Source organism: Streptomyces sp. NPDC051180, assembly GCF_040689545.1.
Lineage (GTDB): Bacteria > Actinomycetota > Actinomycetes > Streptomycetales > Streptomycetaceae > Streptomyces.
Map to the genome: position 1 here is coordinate 344,759 of NZ_JBFBBC010000004.1, position 21,345 is coordinate 366,103.

Consider the following 21,345-nt stretch of genomic DNA (forward strand, 5'->3'; position numbering starts at 1 on the left):
TTCCGCACGCCTCGTTCCCCGGGGCGGTCAGGAGCGCTAGCGTGCGTGCCCATGTCACCCCGAGGAGGTTCCATGCGCCTGTCCCGTCGGAGTCTGCTGGCCGCCGGAGGCGCCCTCGGGGCGGTGGCGGCCACGGCGCCCACCGCCTCGGCCGCCCCCGCCGGACGCGCGCACGGCCGGGTACGGACCGGCTTCGAGCGCCTCGCGGCCGACGGATACGCCCTGCTGGCCGGCGAGCGGGTCGGGATCGTCACCAACCCGACCGGGATCACCGCCGACGCCCGGCACGTCGTGGACGTGATGCACGCCGACGACCGGGTCGACCTGACCGCCGTCTTCGGCCCCGAGCACGGCTTCCGGGGCACCGCGCAGGCGGGCGGCTCCGAAGGCCGCCACGACGACCCGGCGACCGGACTTCCCGTCTACGACACGTACCTCAAGAGCGGGCAGCCCCTGGCGGACGTCTTCGCCGCCTCAGGGGTGGACACCGTCGTCTTCGACATCCAGGACGCTGGCGCACGCTTCTACACGTACATCTGGACGCTCTACGACTGCATGGCGGCCGCCGCGCTCGCCGGGAAGCGGTTCGTGGTCCTCGACCGGCCCAACCCGGTGACCGGACGGGCGGCCCTCGGCCCGGTCCTGGACCGGGCGTTCGCCACGTTCGTGGGGCGCGAGCCGATCGCACAGGCCCACGGCATGACGGTGGCCGAGCTGGCCCTGCTGTTCGACGGCGAGTTCCTGGCCGCGCCCCTGGAGCTGGAGACCGTGCGGATGACGGGGTGGCGGCGCTCGGAGTTCTTCGACGCGACGGGGCTGCCCTGGGTGCCGCCCAGCCCGAACATGCCGACGCCGGAGACCGCGCTCGTCTACTCCGGCACCTGCCTCTTCGAGGGGACGAACCTGTCCGAGGGCCGGGGCACCACCAGGCCCTTCGAACTCCTCGGAGCGGAGGGGATCGACCGCCGGTGGGCGGAGGCCGCGAACGCCCTCGACCTGCCGGGCGTCCGGTTCCGCGAGGCGTACTTCGCGCCGACCTTCTCCAAGTTCCAGGGGAAGACCGTGGGCGGGGTCCAACTGCACGTCCACGACCGCGAGTCCTTCGACCCGGTGCGGACCGGGATCGGCCTCCTGGTCACCGCCCGCAGCTCGTGGACCGGCTTCGCCTGGCGCCCGGACAACTGGATCGACAAGCTGACCGGGTCGACCCGGGTGCGGACCATGATCGACGCCGGCGCGGGCGTCGACGAGGTCGTCGGGGCGTGGCAGACGGACCTGGCGGCCTTCCGGGCGGTGCGCGCGGAGTACCTGCTGTACCGGTGACGCGCGGGGAGCGCCCGCCCCGCCGGCGAGGTGGGGGGTGCGGCGAGCGCCCGCCCCGCCGCCGACGACGCGAGGTGGGGCAGGCCCCCCGGCCGGCAGGGGGGCGGGCAGGCTGTCCCGGCCGGATCCCGCCGACCAGGCTGGCCCCATGAACCTCTCGTCACGCCGCCGTTCCCGCCGCCTGCCGCTCGTCGGGCTCCTCGTCGCCGCGTGCCTGGGCTCCCTGGCACCCGCCGCGGGCGCCGCCGCAGCCAGAGCGGGCGACCCCGACCCGGTACGCGAACTGGCGCGCTCCGCCCACCCCTTGACGGACCTGCGGCCGCTCGACCGGATGATCGGCCCGGCCGTGGTCGTCGGCATCGGCGAGGCCACGCACAGTTCGGCGGAGTTCTTCACGGCCAAGCACCGGATCTTCGAACACCTCGTGGAACGGCGGGGGTTCACCACGTTCGCCCTGGAGGCCAACTGGTCCACCGGACTGCTCGTCGACGAGTGGGTCCGCACCGGCCGGGGCGACATCCGGGCGATCATGCGGGACGAGTTCCAGGAGTCCTACCGCCTCTGGAACACCGAGGAGTACCTCGACCTCTTCCGCTGGATGCGCCGGCACAACCAGCTGCACCCCGACCACCAGGTCCGCTTCCTGGGCAACGACCTCGGATACGCGGGCCCGAACCTCTTCGACGCCGTCACCTCCTACGTGGCCCGCGAACACCCGGACCTGCTCCCCCGCTTCCGGGAGCTGTACCGCGACGCGCGGCCCACCGGCACCGTCGAGTCCTGGATGAAGGGGTACATGGAGCGCCCGCGCGAGCGGCGGCAGCGGATGGCCGCCGACGCGAACCGGGCCCTGGCGCTCCTGGAGGCGCGGCGGCCGGACGGCGGGGCGGGCGCGCGCGAGGCGCACGCCTGGGCCGTGCAGCACGCGCGGGCCGTCGCCCAGGTCGGCACCGAGTACGCCCACGACCTGACGAGCGAGGCGGGCGTCGCAGCGGCGATGCTCTACCGCGACCGGGTCATGGCCGAGAACACCGTGTGGTGGCAGCGGCGGACCGGCGACCGGATCCTGCTCTCCGCGCACAACGGGCACGTCGGCTACGTCACCACCGACCCCGACCACTACCCGCGGATCCAGGGCGCCTTCCTGCGGGACGCGCTCGGCCCGCGGTACGTGAGCGTCGGCGCGTCCTTCGGACAGGGCTCCTTCAACGCCCACGACACGACCGCCCCGGGCGAACCGCTCCGCTCCTTCACCGTCGCCCCGCTCGGCCCCGGCAGCGCCGCCGACACCCTGGACCGGGTGGCCCCCGACGCCTTCTACCTGGACCCGCGGCGGACGGGCCCCGCAGCGCGCGACTGGCTCGGCACCGCGCGACCGGCCCGGAACATCGGGACCGCGTACCCCTGGCCGGGCGACACCGTGCCCGTCCGGCTGTCCGCCTCGTACGACCTGCTGATCCACTTCCCCCGGGTGTCCGCGGCCCGGCTGCGCTGACCGGCCGCCCCGCGTCTGGACGGGGCCGCGCGCGGGCATGCTCGCCATGGAGCCGCCGCCCGCGCACGCGCGCGCCCACGGCATGGCGGCCCACCTCGACGTGGAGGGGCGGTCGGGCCGTGACCGGGATGAGTGTGGAGCCGTACCGGGAGATCACCTTCGACAAGGACGGCGACGGCCCCCCGGGGCAGTCGTCGGCTCTCGCCGCACTCGCCCGGCAGGGGGTCACCGACCTGGTGGTGCTCGCGCACGGGTGGAACAGCTCCCCGTCCGGCGCCACCCGTCTCTGCTCGGACTTCTTCGCCCCCTTCCCCGGTCTGTTCGCCCCCGGCGTCGAGGCCGGGTTCGCCGGGCTGATCTGGCCCTCGATGATGTTCAGCGGCGAGCCGGTGCCGGACTACCGGGCCCTCGTGACGGTCCTCCCGGAGAAGGAGCCGGTCCTCGGGCGGATCACCGAGCTGCTGGCGTCCGCGCCGGCCGACGAGCGGGCGTTCGCCGAGTTCGGGGTGCTCCTGCGCGCGCTGGCGGACGTCCCCGAGGAGGACCTCCGGAGCGCGGCCGGGCCGCCGGGGCAGGTGCCGGAGTTCCTGGTCGCGGACCCGGTGGAGGTCTGCGCCCTGTTCACCGCGGCGCTGGAGGAGGTGGACGGCCGCGGGGAACGTGCGGACGGCGACGGGGGCGGGCCGGGGGCCGGACCGGGCTTCGGGGAAGGGCTGTCGCGGTACTGGAAGGGCGGCCGCGAGGCGCTGCGGCAGGCCACGTACTACGTGATGAAGAAGCGGGCGGGCCGGGTGGGCGAGCAGGGGCTCGGTCCGCTGCTCGGCGAGGTGGCCCGCTCCGCCCCCGGCCTCCGGGTCCACCTGGTGGGGCACAGCATGGGGGCCCGGCTCGTCGCGTACGCGCTGCGGGGGCTGCCCGCGGGGGCCCGGCCGGTCGCCTCGGTGACCCTCCTTCAGGGCGCCTTCTCGCACTACGCCTTCGCGGCCCGCCTCCCGCACGACGCCGGACGGTCCGGGGCGCTGCGGGACGCGCAGCGTCTCGTACGGGGTCCGGTGGTGGCCTCCTACTCGCGGCACGACAAGGCGCTCGGGGTGATGTACCCGCTGGCGTCCCGGCTCGCGGGCGACTCCGCCTCGCTCTCCGGCCTCCCGGCCGGTGTGCCGGGTGCCGGTGACCCCCGGTGGGGGGCGATCGGGCACGACGGTGTCCGGGCGGTGCCGGGGACGGTGGAGCGGACCCTGGAGGAGGCCCTGCGCACGGGCGTGCCGGCGTCGGGGTGCGTGAACGTCGACTCGGCGGCCGTGGTCGGCTCGCACAGTGACATACTCCGGCCCGAGCTGGCCCGGCTCGTGGTGGCGGCCGCCCGCCCCGGGCAAGCGCGTGACCTGGGATTCTCCGGGTCCTGAGGCCACCGGACCCATCGGTTCCGGTGGATATCGGGGGCCTCACCCGTCCCGTTGATGGCTCCCATCGCGATATCGATGGAACATCGGAGGCCGCTCGTTCGTCCCTCTGATATCGCGGAAGGACCAGCGGCGGAGGTGGCGAGAGATGGCCGGTTTCCGGAGTCTCGCGAGACAGGTGCGCGATCCGGGGTGCGACACGGCACTGCGCAGGTACTCCCTGCGCAAGTGTCTGGAGCGGTTCGCGCCGTACGGGCACAGGGCGACCTGGGACCATCTGTGCAGCAGACACAGATTCGGGCCCGAGGACCGGGAGCTCGACCCGGGGCGGCTGGTGGCCGCCCTGGACGAACTGGAGGAGGCGCGGGCCGTCTGGCTCGCGTACGAGGAGGAGTTCGCCGCCCGACGGCGGCGCGAGAAGCACGAGGGGCTGCGCGGTCTCGGCGCCCTCGACGACTGGCACCGGCGGGTCTGGGGCGGCAACGGCGTCGTGCGGTGCGGCGACCCGGCCGTGCACCCGTCGGACCCGCTGCCCGACGTGCTGCGGCGGTTGATCAGCGCCCTGGAGAGCGGCCCGGGCGACGGCTGCCCGGTGTGCGCGGGACCGCGCATCGAGTGGGCGGGCCCCGGCGACGCCTACGAGCCGTGGCTCGGGCCGGTCTGCGGGGACTGCGGCGTGGGCGTCCCCCGCGCGGTGCTCACCTCGGGCGCACTGGCCAGGGCGCGGGGGGACCGCCGCCCGCTGGCCTCGGCAGCGTGAGACGGGCGTCCCCCGCTCTGCTCCAGGTGTGCCTCAACGGGTCACGGGGACCGGGGGACTCGGCGGCGGTGCCGATGTCGCCGGACTCCCTCGCGGCGTCCGCCGCGGCGGCGGTGGCGGCGGGAGCCCGCGAGATACGCGTCCATCCCCGCACGCCCTGCGGCCGCCCCTCGCTCTCGCCCCGGGTGCTCGCGCCCGTCCTGGCCGCGCTCGACGCGGCGGTCGGCGCCGGAGCGCAGCACGGCGGACCGGGGGCGCGTACGGGGGCGCCGGTGCGGATCACGACGGCGGCGACCGCCGAGCCCGACGCGGAGCGCCGGGTGGAGCGGGTCCTTTCCTGGGCCGTCCTCCCCGGTCTCGTCTCGGTCGACTGGCACGAGCCGGGCGCGGAGGCGACGGCGGCGGCGCTCCTGTCGCGCGGGATAGCGGTCGAGGCCGCCCTGTGGTCCGGCACGGACGGCCCGGGCCGCTTCGCCCGCTCACCCCTGGCACCCCGGGTGGCCCGTGTCCTGGCCCGCGCCCACGGCCCGGCGGACGCGGCCGAGGAGCGGGCCGCCCCGCTGCTCGCGGGGATCGACCGCACGGCCGGCACCCCGCTCCTGCTCCACGGCGTGGACGGCGGCGCGTGGCCGGTCCTGCGGCTGGCCCGCCGCCTGGGCCTGGCGGGCCGGATCGGCCTGGAGGACACCCTGCTGCTCCCGGACGGCACCCCGGCCCGCTCGAACGCGGAACTGGTGGCGGCGGCCGTGGCGGACACCCCTTAGGCCGTGTCGTCCCGGGTGGGACGGCGTACCGGGAGGAGGCGGGAGCCGGCCATGCGCTCGCCGATGACGTCGTCGGGGTTGGAGAGGACGCAGGTCTCCAGGGAGAGGCAGCCGCAGCCGATGCAGTCCGTCAGGTGGTCGCGGAGCCGGCCGAGCTGGGTGATGCGTTCGTCGAGTTCGGTGCGCCAGGCGGCCGAGAGCCGGGCCCAGTCCTCGTTCGTGGGCGTGCGCTCCTCGGGGAGCTGGGCGAGCGCCTGCCGGATGGTGGCGAGGGGGATGCCGACCCGCTGCGCGGCGCGGACGAAGGCGACCCGCCGGAGGGTGTCGCGGCCGTAGCGGCGCTGGTTCCCGGGGGTGCGGCGGCTGCTGATGAGCCCCTTGGCCTCGTAGAAGTGCAGGGCGGACACGGCGGCCCCGCTGCGGGCGGAGAGCTGGCCGACGGTGAGCTCGTGGATCTTCTCTGGAATCTGCGGCACCCGTCGAACCCTACTGTCCGTTGACAGGGCTCCCCTCACCCCACATGCTGAGCAAGCGCTTGGATACCGACCGTTGGGTATGCCGTACCAGAGAGGGACACCACCATGGCCGAGCCGAGGATCTTCACCTCAGCCGAGGAGCTGCGCGCGGGGGTCGGCGAGCAGCTGGGGCACAGCGACTGGCTGGAGGTCGACCAGAAGCGGATCGACCTGTTCGCCGAGGCGACCGGGGACCACCAGTGGATCCACGTGGACCCCGAGCGCGCCGCCACCGGGCCGTTCGGCACCACCATCGCCCACGGCTATCTGACCCTCTCGCTGCTGCCGCTCTTCGTGCCTCAGGTGCTGTCGGTCCAGGGCATGAGGATGGGCCTCAACTACGGCACGGAGAAGGTCCGCTTCCCGGCCCCCGTGCCGGTCGGCTCGCGGCTGCGCGCCACGGCCGTCCTGACGAAGGTCGAGGAGGCGGGCGGGGGCGTGCAGGTGACGGCGGCGGTGACCGTCGAGCGCGAGGGCTCCGACAAGCCGGTCTGCGTCGCCGAGTCGGTCTCCCGCTACTACTTCTGAGCGCCGACCATCCTGAGCACGAGGTCGGCGTAGAGCGCGCCGACCTCGTCGGGCGTCCTGCGGCCCTGCACGTTGAACCAGCGCGAGACGTCGATGCAGAGGGAGAGCACGGCGACCGTGGTGCCGGGCGCGTCGGGGACGTCGAACTCGCCGGCCGCCACTCCCTCGTCGATGATCCCGCGCACCGCCGCGTCGGAGAGCCGGCGCAGCTCGACGATCTCGGCACGGTGCTCCGGGCCGAGGGCGTCCAGCTCGTACTGGACGACCCGCGCGGTGGTGTGGCGCTCGGCGTGCCAGCGGACGAAGGAGCGCACGGCGTCGGCGAGGCGCTCGGCGGCCGTGCCCTCCCCGGCGGCCGCGGCCCGGAGGATCTCCAGGGCCTTGTCGTGACCGATGCGGCTGATCCGGTGGAGCAGCTCTTCCTTGGTCTTGTAGTGGATGTAGAGCGCGGCCGGGCTCATGCCGGCGCGGCCGGCGATGTCCCGGGTGGTGGTGGCGTGGTAGCCGCGCTCGGCGAACGCCTCCACGGCTGCCACCAGCAGCCGCCGGGCCGCCTCGGGCGTGACCTCGCCCCAGGGCATGTCCTCGCCCCCGGGCGTCTCCTCCGCCGCGCTCATCCCACACTCCTCGCTCGGACCCCGTCAGGACGAACACCATACAACGAGGGTGAGCAAGCGCTTAGAGCTTCTGGAAGGGGTCGTGCTCGGCGAGGAGCTTCTCCAGGCGGGCCTGGTCGACCCGACTGACGATCTGACCGGCTTCCTGCCGGTCGCGGACGACCTTGGCGAGGGTGAAGGCCGAGGTCGTGAGGTAGAGGACGGAGACGGCGAGGAAGGCGCGGACCCAGGCGCTGGCGTCGAGCTGGTAGACGCCGATGGCCACGGCCGCGATCGCGATCCCGAAGGAGATGACCGCCTGCAGGTAGTAGGCGGCGGTGTTCTGCTGCTTGACCGGTGTGTCGCTCATGGGAAGAGCATCGGGCGGATGTGGCCCGTGCCACATCCGCCCGCGTACTCATTCCCGTACTCAGAAGCCGGTACCCGGGCCCGGCAGCGGCCCGGCCCGGCTCTCCGGCGGGCTCAGAAGGCCGAGACCCCCGTCAGCGCGCGCCCGATGATGAGCTTCTGGATCTGGCTCGTGCCCTCGTAGAGGGTCATGACGCGGGCGTCGCGCAGCAGCTTCCCGACCGGGTACTCGTCGATGTAGCCGTAGCCGCCGAAGACCTGGAGGGCGTTGTTGGCGGCGCGGACGGCGGCCTCGGAGGCGTAGAGCTTCGCCGTGGAGGCGGCCGTGGCGAAGTCCTGGCCCCGGTCGATCAGGTCGGCGACCCGCCAGGTCAGCAGCCGTGCCGCGTCGACGTCCACGGCGATGTCGCTGATCAGCTCCTGCACGAGCTGGTACGAGGCGATGGACCTGCCGAACTGCTCGCGCTCCCCGGCGTAGCGCACGGCGGCGTCGAGCGCGGCCTGCGCGATGCCGACGCACCCCGCGGCGACCGACATCCGGCCCTTGGCCAGGGCGGACATGGCGACGGCGAAGCCCTTGCCCTCGGGGCCGAGCATCGCGGACGCGGGGACGCGGACGTCCTCCAGGACCAGTTCGGCGGTAGCCTGGCCGCGCAGGCCGAGCTTGCCGTGGATCTCCCGGCGGGTGAGGCCGGGGGTGTCGGTGGGAACCAGGAAGGCGGAGACGCCCCGGTGGCCGGGGGTGTCGTTCGTCCGGGCGAAGAGCAGCACGACGTCGGCCCAGGTGCCGTTGGTGATGAACATCTTGCTGCCGTTGACCACGTAGTCGCCGGCGTCGCCGGCGCGGACGGCCCGGGTGGCCAGGTTCCCGGCGTCGGAGCCGGTACCCGGCTCGGTGAGGCCGAAGCAGCCGAGCGCCTCGCCGGCCGCGAGCCGGGGCAGCCAGGCGTGCTTCTGCTCCTCGCTGCCCCAGGAGGCGATCGTCTTGGCGACCAGGCCGAGCGAGACGGAGACGATGCCGCGCACGGAGGAGTCGCCCCGCCCCAGCTCCTCGGTGACGAGGCAGTAGGCGAGGTGGTCGCCGCCGGAGCCGCCGTACTCCTCGGGGATCGTCAGCCCGAGGAAGCCGACGGCGCCGAGCTTCTTCACGATCGCCCGGTCGACCGCCTCGGCGCGGTCCCAGGCGACGACGTGCGGGGCGACCTCCCGGGCGACGAACTCCTCGGCGAGCCGCCGCACGGCCTCCTGCTCCTCGCTCAGCGCCAGATCCACCGTGCACCACCTCGCCGATCCCGTTAATTACCACTGCTAGTTTTTGAGCGCACGCCTACTATGTGCGCCATGGCCCGACCGCGCAAGCCCCTCCTCAGCCGAGACCGCATCGTCGAGACGGCGGGAGCGCTGGTCGACGCGGAGGGCCTCGCCGCCCTGTCGACGCGCAGGCTGGCCGCCGAGCTCGGGGTCAGCGGACCGTCGCTCTACAACCACTTCCGGACGAAGGACGAGATCCTCGACGCGGTGGCGGACGCCGTGAGCGCGAAGATCGACCTGTCGATGTTCGCGGAGGACGACCCGCGGGAGTGGCGGACCGCGCTCCACGACTGGGCCGTCTCCTACCGGGCCGCCCTCGCCGACCACCCGCACATCGTTCCCGTCCTCGCCCAGGGCCCCGGCCGCCGTCCCGCGGGCCTCCGCGTCGCCGACGCCGTCTTCGGCGCGATGGTCCGCGCGGGCTGGCCCCCGGCGCAGGCCACCTCCATCGGCGCGCTGATGCGGTACTTCATCACCGGCTCCGCGCTCGGCTCGTTCGCCCGCGGCTTCGTCGACGACGAGACGGCCTACGACCCCGCCGACTACCCCCACCTCGGCCGGGCCCACCTCCTCGCCGAGCACCGCCAGAAGGTCGACGAGGGCGCCTTCGAGACCGGCCTGCGGGCCCTCCTCGACGGGCTGGCGCTCCAGTACGCGTCGCTCCCGGTCCGCCGGGCGGCGGCACCCTAGCGGGCGTACGGACCCGGGGTACGGACCTCCGGAAGGGCCGGCCGCCCGACACCCTTCGGCCACCGCCGAAGGGTCGGTGCGGCAGGCTGGAGCCATGGCAGCCAGTGACCTCGCCGCGCTCGCGGCGCTCTTCGCGGACGAGAGCCGCGCCGCGTTCCTGCTCGCCCTGCTCGACGGACGGGCCTGGACGGCGGGCGAACTCGCCCGGCACGCGGGCGTGGCGCCGTCCACCGCAAGCGAACACCTGGGGAAGCTGGTCGCGGGCGGGGTCCTCGCGGAGGAACGGCAGGGCCGGCACCGGTACGTCCGGCTCGCCGACCCGGGGGTCGCCCACCTCGTCGAGGACCTGGCCGCCCGCTCCGAGCCCGCGGTGCCCGCACCGCCCCGCTCGCTGCGGGAGGCCAGCGCCGGCGAGGCGATGGCCCGCGGCCGGACCTGCTACGACCACCTCGCAGGACGACTCGGGATCACGATCACCGACGCGCTCACCGAGCGGGGACTGCTGCGCCAGGACACCGGCTTCGCGCTCACCGACGGCGGCCTGGCCTGGTTCGAGGAGCGGGGCATCGCCCTGGCACGCAAGGGACGGCGGCCGGTGGCGCGCGGCTGCCTGGACTGGACCGAACGACGGCCCCACCTGGCGGGTCTCGCGGGCGCCGCCCTGTGCCGGCACGCGCTGGACGCCGGCTGGTGCGTCAGGATCGGATCCGAGCGGGCCGTGAAGGTGACACCGGAGGGCGAGTCCGCCCTGTACGCCACCCTCGGCATCGCGCCGACGGCGCTGCGCTGAGCGGTCCCGGAGCGAGGCGCCCGGTGCGGCCCCGCCTCCACCCCTCGATATTGCGGTGAAGGCCGAACGGTCCACGGCCTACGGTCGAGCCATGCAGAAGCAATCCTCCCGGCTCGCCCTCGGCGCCGCCGGCGTGACCGTCGTCCTGTGGGCCTCCGCCTTCGTCTCGATCCGCAGCGCCGGGGCGGCCTACTCCCCCGGGGCGCTCGCGCTCGGCCGGCTGCTGGCCGGCTCCCTGGTCCTGGGGGCGGTGCTGCTCGTCCGGAGGGAGGGGCTGCCGTCGCGGGCGGCGTGGCCGGGCATCGTGGTCTCGGGCCTGCTGTGGTTCGGGGTGTACATGGTGGTGCTCAACTGGGGCGAGCAGGAGGTCGACGCGGGCACCGCGGCGATGGTGGTGAACATCGGGCCCCTCCTGATCGCCCTGCTCGGCGCGCGGTTCCTCAAGGAGTCGCTGCCGCCCCGGCTCCTCGCCGGGATGGCCGTCTCCTTCGCGGGCGCGGTGGCCGTGGGCCTGTCGATGTCCGCCGGTTCCTCCGGCAGCCACGCCTCGGTGCTCGGGGTGCTGCTCTGCCTGCTGGCGGCGGGGGCGTACGCGGGCGGCGTCGTGGCGCAGAAGCCGGCGCTGGCGCACGGCAGCGCCCTCCAGGTGACGACGTTCGGGTGCCTGGTGGGGACGGCGGCGTGCCTGCCGTTCGCCGGCCAGCTCGTCGAACAGGCGGGCAGGGCCCCGCTGTCGGCGACGCTGAACATGGTGTACCTCGGGGTGTTCCCGACCGCGCTCGCCTTCACGACCTGGGCGTACGCCCTGGCGCGCACCACCGCGGGGAGGATGGGCGCGACCACCTATGCCGTGCCCGCCCTCGTGGTGCTGCTCGCCTGGATCCTCCTCGGCGAGCTGCCCGCCCTCCTCACGCTCGCCGGGGGCGCGCTGTGCCTGGCCGGTGTGGCGGTGTCCCGCTCGCGGTCGCGGGCCGCCGCTCCCGCCGGAACGGCCGAATCCACCTGACAGGCCATACCCAGGGTTCCGGTCAGTTCACGGGCGGCCCGCGGTGCCCGGGCGTCCGCGACCTGGAGGGGAGATGCCCGTCAAGCCCCAGTTTCGGCCGGAGGGGCGACAAGGGGCGTTTCGTCGCCGCCCGGCCGGATAGTTTCGAGTCGGTCACAGGCGCGGGCCTGAACGTGACGGTCCGGCACCTTCCGGCAAGCCGACGGGGGAGTCATGGCGATTCAGCAGCGGGCGGAGCGGACGAGACAGGAGATCCTCTCGTCGGCGGCCCGGATCTTCGACAGACTCGGCTACGAGCGCGCGTCGCTCGCGAGGATCGCCGGCGAGGCCCGGGTGACCACCGGCGCCCTCGTCTTCCACTTCGCGACCAAGGCCGACCTCGCGACCGAGGTGCGCGGCCGGGCCCGCGCGGTCACCCGGATCACGGTCGAGTCGGCCTGTCTGTCCACGGAGGGCGTGGGCGGGACGGCGATCGACAAGCTGGTGATCACCACACACGCGCTGATCCGGCTCTTCGAGACCGACCACATGGCGCGGGCCGGCGAACGGCTCGCGCGTGAGCTCCAGTCGGCCGGCCCCGTGCGCGACTGCCCGTGGCGGCGCGAGGTGGCCCGCCTCGCGCGCTTCGCGGCGGCGGAGGACGCCCTGCGGCCCGGCGTGGACGCGACCGCCGTCGCGGCGCTCATCGGATACGTGATCACCGGCGTCGAGCTGGAGATGCGCTGCCCCGACGCCACCCCCACCGACACCCCCTGGCCGCCGGAGCGCGGCGCGGCCGATCCGGAGAGTCTGCCGCCGCACCCGGCGAAGGGCGCCGTACCCCCGCGCCGGACCGCGGAGAGCGGGGCGCTGTGGGGGCCCGCCGAGGAACGGCTGGGGCGGATCTGGGAGTTGATCCTGCCGGGCCTCGTCCACCCGGCCGGGCGGCCCCGCGAGGGCGCGACCGGGCGCGAGGAGCCGGGCGCCGCGCCCGGTCCGGTCGGTCCGGTCGGTCCGGTCGCCCACGGCCCGGCGGCCGGGCCGTCAGTCCCCGTCGCCGGCCTCAAGGAGTCGGCGGGCGAAGGCCGTCAGTGACCGGCCGATGCGCTCGGCCGACAGCCCGAGTTCGTGCCGCTGGAACTGGAAGAGTTCGGGTGACAGCGGGCTGAGCGCGATGTCGATGAGGGGGTCCGGGTCGCGGACCCCGTGGGCGACGAGCAGCGTGCGGACGTGCACGCGCCAGAAGCCGTAGGCGCCCGTACGGAAGCGCGCGGGGCCGGTCTCCGCCCCCAGGGCCAGCGGGAGATGACGCTCCAGCAGGTCGAGCATCGCCAGGTAGAACGCCGCGAGCCGCTCCCCCGCGGGCGCACCCGGGCCGAGCGGCGGCGGACCGTAGATCAGCTGTCCCTGGAGCCGGCGCTCGTGCTCGTCGAGCAGCGCCACGGCGACCGACGGCGGGTCGGGGAAGCTCCGGTAGAGCGTGGCACGGCCCACGCCGGCGGCCTTGGCGATCCGGTCCATGGTGACCGTCCGCGGGTCCTGCTCCGCGAAGAGGCGTTCGGCCGCCGCCAGGATCTGGGCGCGGTTGCGCTCGGCGTCGGCCCGTCTGCGCGGGGCGACCGGCTGGTCGTCCACGGCCTGGAGATCTCCGAGGAGCCCGCCGACCCGGTGCACGGAGCCGGTCCCCCGTCCGCGCTGCTCTTCCTCGCTCATGGACCCGACCTTACTTCCCCCGAGGCTAAGTGGACACCTTGTCCGTTTGCCATGTCGCGTGGCATGCTAAACGGACTCAGTGTCCACTTACCCGCTCGCCATCCCCGCCCCAGGGAGATCCAGATGCACACCGCGCTCCTCGCCGCGGCCCTGCTGGTCGGCTGCCTCCTGGCCGTCCAAGCCTCGGTGAACCTCCAGCTCAACTCGGCCGTCGGCACCCCGTACGGCGCTTCGACCATCCAGCTCGGCGTCGCGACCGGCCTGCTCGTCGTCCTGGCCGTGGCCGCCGGAGCGCTCGGCGCGCTCGGCAAGCTCCCCGACGTGGAGCCCTGGCAGCTGCTCGGCGGACTCGCCAGTCCGCTCTACATCACCAGCGGCATCCTGCTCTTCCCACGGCTCGGCGCCCTGGCGGCCGTCGGGCTGTTCGTGACCGGCCAGATGTTCGCCTCGCTCGCGCTCGACCTCTTCGGCCTGCTCGGCCTCGAGCGCAAGGACCTCAACGCCGGCATCGTCATCGGCGCCCTGGCCGTGCTCGCCGGCATCGTCGTGATCATCCGGGGCATGAAGGCGGCCGCCCCGCCCGGCGCCCCGAAGATGTCGAGCGCCGGCCGGGCCGGCTGGCTCGCCCTCGGCGTCCTCGCCGGCGGCGTCCTGCCGGTCCAGGGCGCGGTCAACGCCCAGCTGCGCGCCCAGCTCAAGGAGCCCATCACCGTCGCCGTGATCAGCTTCGCCGTCGCGACCTTCACCATCGCCGTCGTCCTGCTCGTGCTGTACGCGACCCGGCGCACCCCCAAGCCGAAGATCGCCCCGCTCAAGAAGATGCCCTGGTGGGGCTGGCTGGGAGGCGCGTGCGCCGCCGCCTACGTCACCGGCACCTTCCTGCTCATCCCCTCGATCGGCGCGGCCGTGACGATCGCCCTCACGGTGACCGGCCAGCAGCTCACCTCCGCGCTGATCGACCACAAGGGCCTGTTCAAGCTTCCCCAGCGGTCGCTGACGAAGCCGCGCGCCCTCGGCCTCGCCCTGCTGATCGCCGGCTCCCTGACCATCCAGCTCGTCTGACGACGCGCCATGAGAGGTGCCGCATGAAACCCTCCTACACGGCCGGGCCGGACATCCACGTCCTGCCCTCCGCGCTGCCCATACCGGGCCTCGGCGACCAGCCGGTCAACGCCTTCCTCCTGCGGTCCGGGCAGCCGCTCCTCGTGGACACCGGCATGCCCGTCGACCGGGAGGGGTTCCTCGACTCCCTCTGGTCGCTGATCGATCCGGCCGACCTGCGCTGGGTGGTCGTCACCCACGACGACCGCGACCACACCGGCGCCCTGGCCCGGATCCTGGCCGACGCCCCGCACGCGAAGGTCCTCGCGAACGCGATATCAGTGACGCGAATATCAGAAGAGTTCGACATTCCCGGAGAACGGGTAGTTACAGCGAACCCGGGAAGCCGGGTGAAAATCGGCGACCGCGAGCTGAGTTTTCACCGGCCGCCCACCTTCGATTCACCCGGCACCCTCGCCGTGTTCGACCATTCCGATGGAACGCTTTACAGCTCCGACAGCTTCGGCACCGTCGTCGAAGAGATCACCCAGGAATTCACCGACCTTTCCGAGGAGGAGTTCTTCCGCGGATTCGACGTGCTGAACCGGGCGATAGCCCCGTGGACCGCACTGGTCGACGAGGCGAGGTTCGTCCGGCCCGTGCGCGAACTGGCCGCACTGCGCCCGGCACGGCTGCTGAGCGCCCACGGCCCGACCGTCCGCGAGGCCGCCGTGCCCCGGCTCCTCGACGCGATGGCCCGCATTCCGTCCCTGCCCGCCTGGCTGCCCGGCGCCGACCTCGACCTCGAGGCGGCGCTGGACGCCCACGAGACCACCGCCGGCTGACCCGCCGCGCACGAACCGAGGAGAACCATGCCCGACCCGACCACCGCCGACCTGACCCCGCCGCGCGGAGTCGTCACCGTCTTCTCCGACATCTGGTGTTCCTTCGCGCACATCGCCGTCCACCGGCTGCATGCCGCCCGGGCCCGGCTCGGCCTGGAGGAGCAGGTCTCCTTCGACCTGCGGGCCTTCCCGCTGGAGCTGCTCAACGACGCCCCGAGTCCGCGCCCCGGCACGGACAGCGAGGTCGCCCGGATGGCCAGCCTGGAGCCGGGTGCCGGGTGGCAGCTGTGGCAGGCCAAGGACTGGCTGTACCCCTCGACGACGCTGCCGGCCCTGGAGGCCGTCCTGGCGGCGAAGGAGCAGAGCCTCGACGCCTCGGAGCAGCTCGACCTCGGTCTGCGCCGGGCGTTCTGGGCCGAGTCGCGCTGCATCAGCCACCGCAAGGTGATCCTGGACGTGGCCGCCGACACCGGCGTGGTCGACGTCGAGGCCCTGACCGAGGCGCTGGACGACGGGCGGGCCCGCCGGGCCCTGGCCGACCAGGCCGCCCTGTCCCGGACCGACCGCGTGAACTGCAGCCCGCACCTCTTCCTGCCCGACGGCTCCGACCACGCCAACCCGGGCATCGAGGTGGGCTGGGAGGGCGCGTACGGCATCGGCTGGCCGGTGATCTCCTCGGACGACCCGAAGGTGTACGAGGACATTCTCCTGCGAGCCGCCACCGAATAACCGCACCGGTCCGCACCGGCGGCCATTCGACCGGAACGACGGCCAGGCATTCCTTTCGAGGAATGCCTGGCCGTCGTTCCTTTTTCATTTCCGCAGAACATCGCGGTGATTATTAATTGCGTGACCCGGCCGTTATTCGCAGGGCCGGTCGCACCTCATACAGTCGTTCCCGCCGGCCGGAATTCCGGACGCAGATTCACAGCGGCATTCTCATTGCCATTCCACAGACAGCGGGAGTTCTTCATGTCGTTGACCGACAAGGCAGACGTCAGCACCTTCGTCGACCTCACCCAGCACGAGATCGAGGCGCTGAAGACCCGGTTCAACCTGGCCGACGCGCACACCCACCAGCGCCAGTCCGCCTCCCAGGAGCAGATCGTCTCGCGGCTGCCCGAGCTCTGGCACGAGTCCGAGTCGAAGCAGCAGGCCCACTTCGAGCGCCAGTTCCTCGACGCGTTCTTCCGACTGCACCGGCAGCCCACCGCCCGGGCGATGGACCGCACGCTCCTGTCGTACTCCGCCAGCGTCTCCACCATGGTCGCCGGCATGTTCCTCAAGCAGCGCGGCAAGTCCGTGCAGCTGGTCGAGCCCTGCTTCGACAACCTCGTGGACCTGCTCCGCAACATGCAGGTGCCGATCTCCCCGCTCGCCGAGTCGGCGCTGCACGACAAGGACGCGATCTACGACCGCCTGGTCGAGCAGGTCGACGCGGACGCGATCTACCTCGTCGACCCCAACAACCCCACCGGCTTCACCCTGCTCGCCGAGAAGCTGGAGGGCTTCCGCGAGGTCGTCCGCTACTGCGTGGACCACGACAAGGTCCTGGTGATGGACTTCTGCTTCGCCTCCTTCGCGCTCTGCGACGAGGGCATCGGCCGGGTCGACATCTACCGGCTCCTGGAGGACTCCGGCGTCACCTACATGGTCATGGAGGACACCGGGAAGACCTGGCCGATCCAGGACGCCAAGTGCGCCATGATCACCGCCAGCCGGGACATCCAGGAGGAGGTCTACAACCTCCACACCAGCGTCCTGCTCAACGTGTCGCCCTTCGTCCTCAACATGGTCACGCAGTACGTCGAGGACTCCATCACCGACGGCTTCGCCTCCGTGCGCGACATCATCACGACCAACGGCGAGGCGGCCCGCGCGGCGCTGGGCGGCACCATCCTGGAGTTCCAGGAGCCCGTCGTCGGCACCAGCGTCGCCTGGTTCCGGATCAAGCCCGAGCACGTGACCGCCACCCAGCTCCAGGCCGTCCTCTTCGACGAGGAGGTGTACGTCCTGCCGGGCACGTTCTTCTACTGGAACACCAAGGAGAAGGGCGAGCGCTTCCTCCGCCTGGCCCTGGCCCGCGAGCCCGAGCTGTTCGCCGGCGCGATGGAGCGGATGCGGAAGGTGCTCGAGCGCTATGCCGGCTGACCCCTCCCCCGCGGTGTTCGTCGACGCCACCCTCTTCATGGGCATGCACAGCAAGGACGACGCCGTCAGGATCGCCGCCAAGTCCTTCTTCGCCGACCGGCTCGCCGCCGGTGACGCCGGCCGGATCGTCATGAGCTGGGAGCAGGTCGGCCGCTGCGACGACCTCGTGTGGCGCTACGAGCGGCGCGTGCAGGACGAGTACTACCCCTTCATGGACGTCCTCCACACCGACCTGGCCGTCGACCGGGTCGCCTACGACGAGGAGGACGTCCGCCGGGCCCTCACCGCACCCGGGCTCGACGGACTGCCCACCCATGAACGGCTCGCCCTCGCGCAGGTCCTCGGCAAGGGGGGCGTGCTCCGCACAGCGAGCCCCCGGCTGCTCCGTACGCCCGGACTTCCCGTCGAACCGATCGTGCGGGACGGGGCTCGAAGCCCGGTGGAGGAACCCTCGTTCCCCGCGTACCTGGAGGAGCTCTACCAGCGGTCGCTGGTCCTGTCGGTGGTCTCCGAGCAGCTCTGAACGGCAGCGCCACCCCTCCGAACCACCTCTGGACCCATTTCCGAAGGGCACCCGAATCATGCCTGGCACCTACTCCGGGACCATCGTCCCGCTGATCACCCCTCTCGACCCGCACGGCACCGTCGACGAGCGGAGCGTCGCCCGCCTCGTCGACCACGTCCGCGCCGAGGTCTCCGGCCTCATGCCGGCCCTGACCTCCGGCGAGGGCTGGGCGCTGGACGCCCGCCAGTGGCACGACGTCGTGGCGTACACCGTCGAGCACGCGGACGGCCTGCCCGTGCTCGCCGGCATCCAGCTCCCCGACACCGACGCGGTGATCGAGCGGGCCCGCACGGCCGCCGCGCTCGGCGCCGACGCCGTCGTCGTCACCACGCCGTTCGGCGCGGACGTGACGCAGGACGCGATCGTCGCCCACTACCGGTCGATCCGGGCGGCCCTCGACCTGCCCGTCTTCCTCTACAACGAGGAGGCGCTGTCCGGCAATCGCATCGCCTTCGAGACGCTGCTGCGGATCTGCAAGGAGATACCCGGCATCGTCGGCATCAAGGAGTCGAGCGGCGACGCCGCCTTCACCCGCGAGATGGCGGAGGCCGGCACCGGCATCCCCGTCTTCGAGGGCTGGGAGAACCTCCTCGTCGACGCCCGCGGCATCCAGGGCTTCATCGGCCCGCTGGCCAACCTCGAACCCGGGCTGTGCAACGCCATGCTGGTCGACCCGACCCCGGACCGGCAGGCGGAGATCAACACCGTCTGCGAGCGGTACGGAGTCTTCCGCGACGACTGGTACCGGTGGGTGAAGAAGGAGCTGCACCGGCGCGGCGTGATCAGCTCCCCCACCACCCACGAGGAGGCGAAGGCGGCATGAGCGCCCCCTCGTCCCCCGCCCCCACCTCGTCCCGCGCGGCCGTCCCGGTCGCCGCCCACTCGGTCGCGGCCCCGGCCGCGACCGCCCAGCGCACCCTGCACGAGCTCTACCGCCGGGTCCCCAACCTCGGCGACTACGGATCGATGACCGCCATCGAGGAGCGCTGGATCCTGCCGAAGGCACGGGCCCACGAGGCCGCCGCGCCCCGGTTCGGCTCGGCCGGCGAACTGCTCCAGGCACTCAAGGAGTTCCTCGCCGAGGAGGAGGCCGCGCTCCCCGAGAGCGCGACCTTCCTCGCCGAGCACGCGACGCTGGAACAGTTCAAGGTCGTGGTCCGGCAGTTCGCCCTCGACGGCCTCACCGAGTCCGAGTCCCTCCTCCCGGTCGTGCCCCGGCTGCCGTACCGCTCGGCGATGGCGGTCTTCCGGGTCCTCATCGACGAACTCGGCTGCGGCAACGAGGAGAAGGCGCACTCCCAGCTCTACCGGGACCTGCTCACCGAGCTGGGGCTGAGCCTGCGGCTCGACGACTACCTCGACGAGACCTCGCCGCAGTGCTACGCCTACGTCAACATGTTCCACTGGCTGGCGAGCCGGGCGCCCTCCCCCCAGTACTTCCTGGGCGCGTACGCCTACTTCGAGACGAGCGTGCTCTACGCCTTCCAGAGCTTCGCCCGGGCGGCGCGACGGCTCGGGATCGTCCACGACGCCTACTACACCGAGCACCTGTACATCGACGCCTACCACAGCAACCACATGCGGACGGCGATCCGCTCCCTGGAGGAGCCCGACCTGGCGAAGATCTGGGCGGGCGTGCGACTGGCCTCCGACATCGTCGGCGAGGCCACCGAGGCGGCCGTCGCGCGGGCCCGGGAGAGCGCCGCGTGACCGCCGTGCCGGCGGGGCGGCGCCGGGAGGGCGGCGAGCCCTCCGTCCGCCAGGTGACCGAGGACCTGGTCCTGGTCGAGGTCGGCGGCCGCAAGGTCCTCGCGGCCGCCCTCTGCCCGCACCGCGGGGGCAGGCTGAAGTACGGCCGGGTCGACGGGGACAGACTGCGCATCACCTGTCCCCTGCACCACACGACCTTCGACCTGACGAGCGGCGAGCGCACCTCGGGGGCGGCCTGCGCCGCCCTCCGGGTGGTCGACGTGCTGCCCGGCGACCCCGGCGCCCAGGGCCGGGCCGGGGGCGCCCCGTGACCACCACACCGACCGGGGCGGCGTCCGTCGTGACGCCGCCCCGTGCGGCGGCCGACCACGACGGCGTGGCACCCGTGCCGGCGTCCATGAGGACCTCGACACCCGCCGCGTTCGGCTGGATCTGGCCGTCCGCGCAGTTCTCCTTCGGCACGGTCGTGCTCGGCGCGCTGCCCGTGGTCTTCGGCCTCGGCTGGTGGGCCTCGGCGAGCGCGATCGCCGTGGGCGTCGCCGTCGGCACGGTGCTGCTCGCGCCGCTGGCCCGGTTCGGCGTCCGCACCGGGACCAACGACCCCGTGGCGAGCGGAGCCCACTTCGGCGTGCGGGGCAGGGTCGTCGGCAACGCGCTCACGGTGGTGACGGCGCTCGGCTTCTTCGCGATCGCCGTGTGGACCGGGGGCACCGCCGTGATGGTGGCCGGCCACCGGCTGCTGTCGACACCGACGGGGCCGGGCGCGCTGACGGCCGCGATGGCGGTGACGGCGGCGGCCGTCGCGCTGGTGGCCGTGCGCGGTCACGAGGCGCTGGTCCGCACGTACCGCGTCACCGCCGTGACCGGCGGGGCGGTGCTGCTCGGCACCGTCCTCGTGCTCGCCCCCCGCTTCGACGCGGGGTACGCCGGCGGGACCCTGGCGCTCGACAGCGGCCTGCACACCTGGCTGCTGGCGGCGACCGCGTCCGCGACGGTGCCCCTGTCGTACGCCACCTTCCAGGGCGACTACACCCGCTTCATGCCCGCCGCCACCCCCACCCGGCGGGTGATGCGGGCCAGCGGGACCGCGATGTTCCTCAGCAGTCTCGCCGCGCTGCTCACCGGCGCGTACGTGACGACGCTCTTCCCGGTCCCCGACGAACCGTGGCTCCAGGGGCTGACGGACGCGGTGCCCGGCTGGTTCGCCGTCGCGGTCGTGGTCTTCGGCTTCGCGGGCACCCTGCCGCAGGCCGGCCTCTGCCTGTACGCGGCCGGGCTCTCCGCCAACTCGGTCTTCTGGCGCTCCTCGCGGGCCGCCGTCACCACCGCGGTCGCGCTCCTCGCGGCGGCCGTGCTGTACCTCGGGGCGGTGGTGTACGACGCCATGGACGCGATGTCGGCGTTCGTGACGCTGCTGCTGACGGTCGTCGCCCCGTGGGCGGCGGTCCTCTCCGTCGGGTACGTGCTCCACCGGGGCCGGTACGACGCCGAGGCGCTGCGCTCCTTCACCGTCGGCGGCGGCGGACGCTACTGGTACACGGGCGGGGTCAACGCGCGGGCCGCCGCCGCCTTCGCCGCGGGCTCGGTCGTCGGCGTGCTGTGGGTCAACAACCCGCTCTACACCGGCCCGCTGACCGGACTGACCGGCGGCGTCGACCTGAGCCTGCCGGCCTCGTTCGCCGTCGCGGCGGCGCTCTACGGAGTCCTGTGCCGGATCTGGCCCGAGCCTCCGCCGCCCCTCCCCGCCCGCCCCTGACCGGCCCACGGACGGTCCCGCCCACCGAGATTGAC

24 protein-coding genes are annotated in these 21,345 nt (G+C 73.4%); 19 read left to right on the top strand and 5 right to left on the bottom strand.

Going from position 1 to position 21,345, the window contains the following annotated elements; translation table 11 throughout:
- Positions 1-72: 72 nt before the first annotated feature.
- From AB0424_RS10645 to AB0424_RS10665, 5 genes are all read left to right on the top strand, one after another.
- Positions 73-1,323 carry a DUF1343 domain-containing protein gene (locus AB0424_RS10645; protein ID WP_366303911.1) on the top strand — a complete coding sequence of 417 codons (1,251 nt, stop codon included), beginning with the start codon at positions 73-75 and terminating at the stop codon, positions 1,321-1,323.
- A gap of 148 nt (positions 1,324-1,471) precedes the next feature.
- Complete coding sequence (locus AB0424_RS10650; protein WP_366303912.1) at positions 1,472-2,818, top strand: erythromycin esterase family protein; 1,347 nt, start codon at positions 1,472-1,474, stop codon at positions 2,816-2,818.
- A 128-nt stretch (positions 2,819-2,946) separates the two neighbouring features.
- Complete coding sequence (locus AB0424_RS10655; protein WP_366304152.1) at positions 2,947-4,224, top strand: serine-threonine protein kinase; 1,278 nt, start codon at positions 2,947-2,949, stop codon at positions 4,222-4,224.
- Between the two features lie 145 nt (positions 4,225-4,369).
- On the top strand, positions 4,370-4,981 hold the full coding sequence (locus AB0424_RS10660) for a hypothetical protein (RefSeq protein ID WP_366303914.1): 612 nt from the start codon (positions 4,370-4,372) through the stop codon (positions 4,979-4,981).
- Positions 4,982-4,998: 17 nt separating this feature from the next.
- Positions 4,999-5,745: a 3-keto-5-aminohexanoate cleavage protein gene (locus AB0424_RS10665; RefSeq protein WP_366304154.1), complete on the top strand. Its 747-nt coding sequence runs from the start codon at positions 4,999-5,001 to the stop codon at positions 5,743-5,745.
- Here the strand turns inward: AB0424_RS10665 and soxR are convergent.
- The gene (gene soxR, locus AB0424_RS10670; RefSeq protein WP_366303915.1) at positions 5,742-6,221 is read right to left on the bottom strand and encodes a redox-sensitive transcriptional activator SoxR; all 480 of its coding nucleotides are present in this window, start codon (positions 6,219-6,221) and stop codon (positions 5,742-5,744) included. The two genes, AB0424_RS10665 and soxR, sit on opposite strands and share 4 nt — an antisense overlap.
- A gap of 105 nt (positions 6,222-6,326) precedes the next feature.
- Between soxR and AB0424_RS10675 the strand changes: the two genes are divergently transcribed.
- Positions 6,327-6,788: a MaoC family dehydratase gene (locus AB0424_RS10675; RefSeq protein WP_366303917.1), complete on the top strand. Its 462-nt coding sequence runs from the start codon at positions 6,327-6,329 to the stop codon at positions 6,786-6,788.
- Here the strand turns inward: AB0424_RS10675 and AB0424_RS10680 are convergent.
- The 3 genes from AB0424_RS10680 to AB0424_RS10690 all read right to left on the bottom strand — a co-directional run bounded on the left by AB0424_RS10680 (position 6,779) and on the right by AB0424_RS10690 (position 9,025).
- A complete protein-coding gene (locus tag AB0424_RS10680) occupies positions 6,779-7,405 on the bottom strand; it encodes a TetR/AcrR family transcriptional regulator (protein WP_366303918.1) in 627 nt (208 codons plus the stop codon). The two genes, AB0424_RS10675 and AB0424_RS10680, sit on opposite strands and share 10 nt — an antisense overlap.
- 61 nt (positions 7,406-7,466) lie before the next feature.
- Positions 7,467-7,754, bottom strand: a complete 288-nt coding sequence (locus AB0424_RS10685; protein WP_366303920.1) for a YiaA/YiaB family inner membrane protein — start codon at positions 7,752-7,754, stop codon at positions 7,467-7,469.
- A 113-nt stretch (positions 7,755-7,867) separates the two neighbouring features.
- Positions 7,868-9,025 (bottom strand): acyl-CoA dehydrogenase family protein, encoded by a 1,158-nt coding sequence (locus AB0424_RS10690; protein WP_366303922.1) that lies wholly within the window; start codon positions 9,023-9,025, stop codon positions 7,868-7,870.
- Between the two features lie 69 nt (positions 9,026-9,094).
- Here AB0424_RS10690 and AB0424_RS10695 point away from each other — a divergent pair, with 69 nt between their 5' ends.
- The 4 genes from AB0424_RS10695 (at position 9,095) to AB0424_RS10710 (ending at position 12,624) form a co-directional block, all read left to right on the top strand.
- The gene (locus AB0424_RS10695) at positions 9,095-9,754 is read left to right on the top strand and encodes a TetR/AcrR family transcriptional regulator (RefSeq protein WP_366303923.1); all 660 of its coding nucleotides are present in this window, start codon (positions 9,095-9,097) and stop codon (positions 9,752-9,754) included.
- A gap of 94 nt (positions 9,755-9,848) precedes the next feature.
- The gene (locus tag AB0424_RS10700; protein WP_366303924.1) at positions 9,849-10,544 is read left to right on the top strand and encodes a winged helix-turn-helix domain-containing protein; all 696 of its coding nucleotides are present in this window, start codon (positions 9,849-9,851) and stop codon (positions 10,542-10,544) included.
- Between the two features lie 91 nt (positions 10,545-10,635).
- Entirely contained in the window at positions 10,636-11,550 is a 915-nt protein-coding gene (locus AB0424_RS10705; protein ID WP_366303925.1) for a DMT family transporter, read from the top strand.
- Between the two features lie 213 nt (positions 11,551-11,763).
- Complete coding sequence (locus AB0424_RS10710; RefSeq protein ID WP_366303926.1) at positions 11,764-12,624, top strand: TetR family transcriptional regulator; 861 nt, start codon at positions 11,764-11,766, stop codon at positions 12,622-12,624.
- On the opposite strand, the gene AB0424_RS10715 is transcribed toward AB0424_RS10710, so the two are convergent.
- The gene (locus AB0424_RS10715; protein ID WP_366303928.1) at positions 12,574-13,242 is read right to left on the bottom strand and encodes a helix-turn-helix domain-containing protein; all 669 of its coding nucleotides are present in this window, start codon (positions 13,240-13,242) and stop codon (positions 12,574-12,576) included. The genes AB0424_RS10710 and AB0424_RS10715 overlap by 51 nt on opposite strands.
- A gap of 123 nt (positions 13,243-13,365) precedes the next feature.
- Here AB0424_RS10715 and AB0424_RS10720 point away from each other — a divergent pair, with 123 nt between their 5' ends.
- The 9 genes from AB0424_RS10720 to AB0424_RS10760 all read left to right on the top strand — a co-directional run bounded on the left by AB0424_RS10720 (position 13,366) and on the right by AB0424_RS10760 (position 21,310).
- Positions 13,366-14,304: a DMT family transporter gene (locus AB0424_RS10720; RefSeq protein ID WP_366303929.1), complete on the top strand. Its 939-nt coding sequence runs from the start codon at positions 13,366-13,368 to the stop codon at positions 14,302-14,304.
- Between the two features lie 23 nt (positions 14,305-14,327).
- The gene (locus AB0424_RS10725; protein WP_366303931.1) at positions 14,328-15,128 is read left to right on the top strand and encodes an MBL fold metallo-hydrolase; all 801 of its coding nucleotides are present in this window, start codon (positions 14,328-14,330) and stop codon (positions 15,126-15,128) included.
- A gap of 27 nt (positions 15,129-15,155) precedes the next feature.
- The gene (locus AB0424_RS10730) at positions 15,156-15,857 is read left to right on the top strand and encodes a DsbA family protein (RefSeq protein WP_366303933.1); all 702 of its coding nucleotides are present in this window, start codon (positions 15,156-15,158) and stop codon (positions 15,855-15,857) included.
- Between the two features lie 243 nt (positions 15,858-16,100).
- Positions 16,101-17,279, top strand: a complete 1,179-nt coding sequence (locus AB0424_RS10735) for an aminotransferase class I/II-fold pyridoxal phosphate-dependent enzyme (protein WP_366303935.1) — start codon at positions 16,101-16,103, stop codon at positions 17,277-17,279.
- Positions 17,269-17,802 (top strand): DUF6190 family protein, encoded by a 534-nt coding sequence (locus tag AB0424_RS10740; protein WP_366303936.1) that lies wholly within the window; start codon positions 17,269-17,271, stop codon positions 17,800-17,802. Before AB0424_RS10735 ends, AB0424_RS10740 begins: the two co-directional genes overlap by 11 nt.
- A 58-nt stretch (positions 17,803-17,860) precedes the next feature.
- Positions 17,861-18,667, top strand: a complete 807-nt coding sequence (locus AB0424_RS10745) for a dihydrodipicolinate synthase family protein (protein ID WP_366303937.1) — start codon at positions 17,861-17,863, stop codon at positions 18,665-18,667.
- Positions 18,664-19,554 (top strand): iron-containing redox enzyme family protein, encoded by an 891-nt coding sequence (locus AB0424_RS10750; protein WP_366303939.1) that lies wholly within the window; start codon positions 18,664-18,666, stop codon positions 19,552-19,554. The genes AB0424_RS10745 and AB0424_RS10750 overlap by 4 nt, the downstream gene beginning before the upstream one ends.
- Positions 19,551-19,865, top strand: a complete 315-nt coding sequence (locus tag AB0424_RS10755) for a Rieske (2Fe-2S) protein (RefSeq protein ID WP_366303941.1) — start codon at positions 19,551-19,553, stop codon at positions 19,863-19,865. The genes AB0424_RS10750 and AB0424_RS10755 overlap by 4 nt, the downstream gene beginning before the upstream one ends.
- Complete coding sequence (locus AB0424_RS10760; RefSeq protein ID WP_366303942.1) at positions 19,862-21,310, top strand: cytosine permease; 1,449 nt, start codon at positions 19,862-19,864, stop codon at positions 21,308-21,310. Before AB0424_RS10755 ends, AB0424_RS10760 begins: the two co-directional genes overlap by 4 nt.
- Positions 21,311-21,345: the final 35 nt, after the last annotated feature.

What these genes read in the sequence shown, in the direction of transcription:
- AB0424_RS10645 (WP_366303911.1), top strand. Translation starts at nt 73, where the DNA reads ATGCGCCTGTCCCGTCGGAGTCTGCTGGCCGCCGGAGGCGCCCTCGGG.
- AB0424_RS10650 (WP_366303912.1), top strand. Translation starts at nt 1,472, where the DNA reads ATGAACCTCTCGTCACGCCGCCGTTCCCGCCGCCTGCCGCTCGTCGGG.
- AB0424_RS10655 (WP_366304152.1), top strand. Translation starts at nt 2,947, where the DNA reads ATGAGTGTGGAGCCGTACCGGGAGATCACCTTCGACAAGGACGGCGAC.
- AB0424_RS10660 (WP_366303914.1), top strand. Translation starts at nt 4,370, where the DNA reads ATGGCCGGTTTCCGGAGTCTCGCGAGACAGGTGCGCGATCCGGGGTGC.
- AB0424_RS10675 (WP_366303917.1), top strand. Translation starts at nt 6,327, where the DNA reads ATGGCCGAGCCGAGGATCTTCACCTCAGCCGAGGAGCTGCGCGCGGGG.
- AB0424_RS10680 (WP_366303918.1), bottom strand. Translation starts at nt 7,405, where the DNA reads ATGAGCGCGGCGGAGGAGACGCCCGGGGGCGAGGACATGCCCTGGGGC.
- AB0424_RS10685 (WP_366303920.1), bottom strand. Translation starts at nt 7,754, where the DNA reads ATGAGCGACACACCGGTCAAGCAGCAGAACACCGCCGCCTACTACCTG.
- AB0424_RS10695 (WP_366303923.1), top strand. Translation starts at nt 9,095, where the DNA reads ATGGCCCGACCGCGCAAGCCCCTCCTCAGCCGAGACCGCATCGTCGAG.
- AB0424_RS10700 (WP_366303924.1), top strand. Translation starts at nt 9,849, where the DNA reads ATGGCAGCCAGTGACCTCGCCGCGCTCGCGGCGCTCTTCGCGGACGAG.
- AB0424_RS10705 (WP_366303925.1), top strand. Translation starts at nt 10,636, where the DNA reads ATGCAGAAGCAATCCTCCCGGCTCGCCCTCGGCGCCGCCGGCGTGACC.
- AB0424_RS10710 (WP_366303926.1), top strand. Translation starts at nt 11,764, where the DNA reads ATGGCGATTCAGCAGCGGGCGGAGCGGACGAGACAGGAGATCCTCTCG.
- AB0424_RS10715 (WP_366303928.1), bottom strand. Translation starts at nt 13,242, where the DNA reads ATGAGCGAGGAAGAGCAGCGCGGACGGGGGACCGGCTCCGTGCACCGG.
- AB0424_RS10720 (WP_366303929.1), top strand. Translation starts at nt 13,366, where the DNA reads ATGCACACCGCGCTCCTCGCCGCGGCCCTGCTGGTCGGCTGCCTCCTG.
- AB0424_RS10725 (WP_366303931.1), top strand. Translation starts at nt 14,328, where the DNA reads ATGAAACCCTCCTACACGGCCGGGCCGGACATCCACGTCCTGCCCTCC.
- AB0424_RS10730 (WP_366303933.1), top strand. Translation starts at nt 15,156, where the DNA reads ATGCCCGACCCGACCACCGCCGACCTGACCCCGCCGCGCGGAGTCGTC.
- AB0424_RS10735 (WP_366303935.1), top strand. Translation starts at nt 16,101, where the DNA reads ATGTCGTTGACCGACAAGGCAGACGTCAGCACCTTCGTCGACCTCACC.
- AB0424_RS10740 (WP_366303936.1), top strand. Translation starts at nt 17,269, where the DNA reads ATGCCGGCTGACCCCTCCCCCGCGGTGTTCGTCGACGCCACCCTCTTC.
- AB0424_RS10745 (WP_366303937.1), top strand. Translation starts at nt 17,861, where the DNA reads ATGCCTGGCACCTACTCCGGGACCATCGTCCCGCTGATCACCCCTCTC.
- AB0424_RS10750 (WP_366303939.1), top strand. Translation starts at nt 18,664, where the DNA reads ATGAGCGCCCCCTCGTCCCCCGCCCCCACCTCGTCCCGCGCGGCCGTC.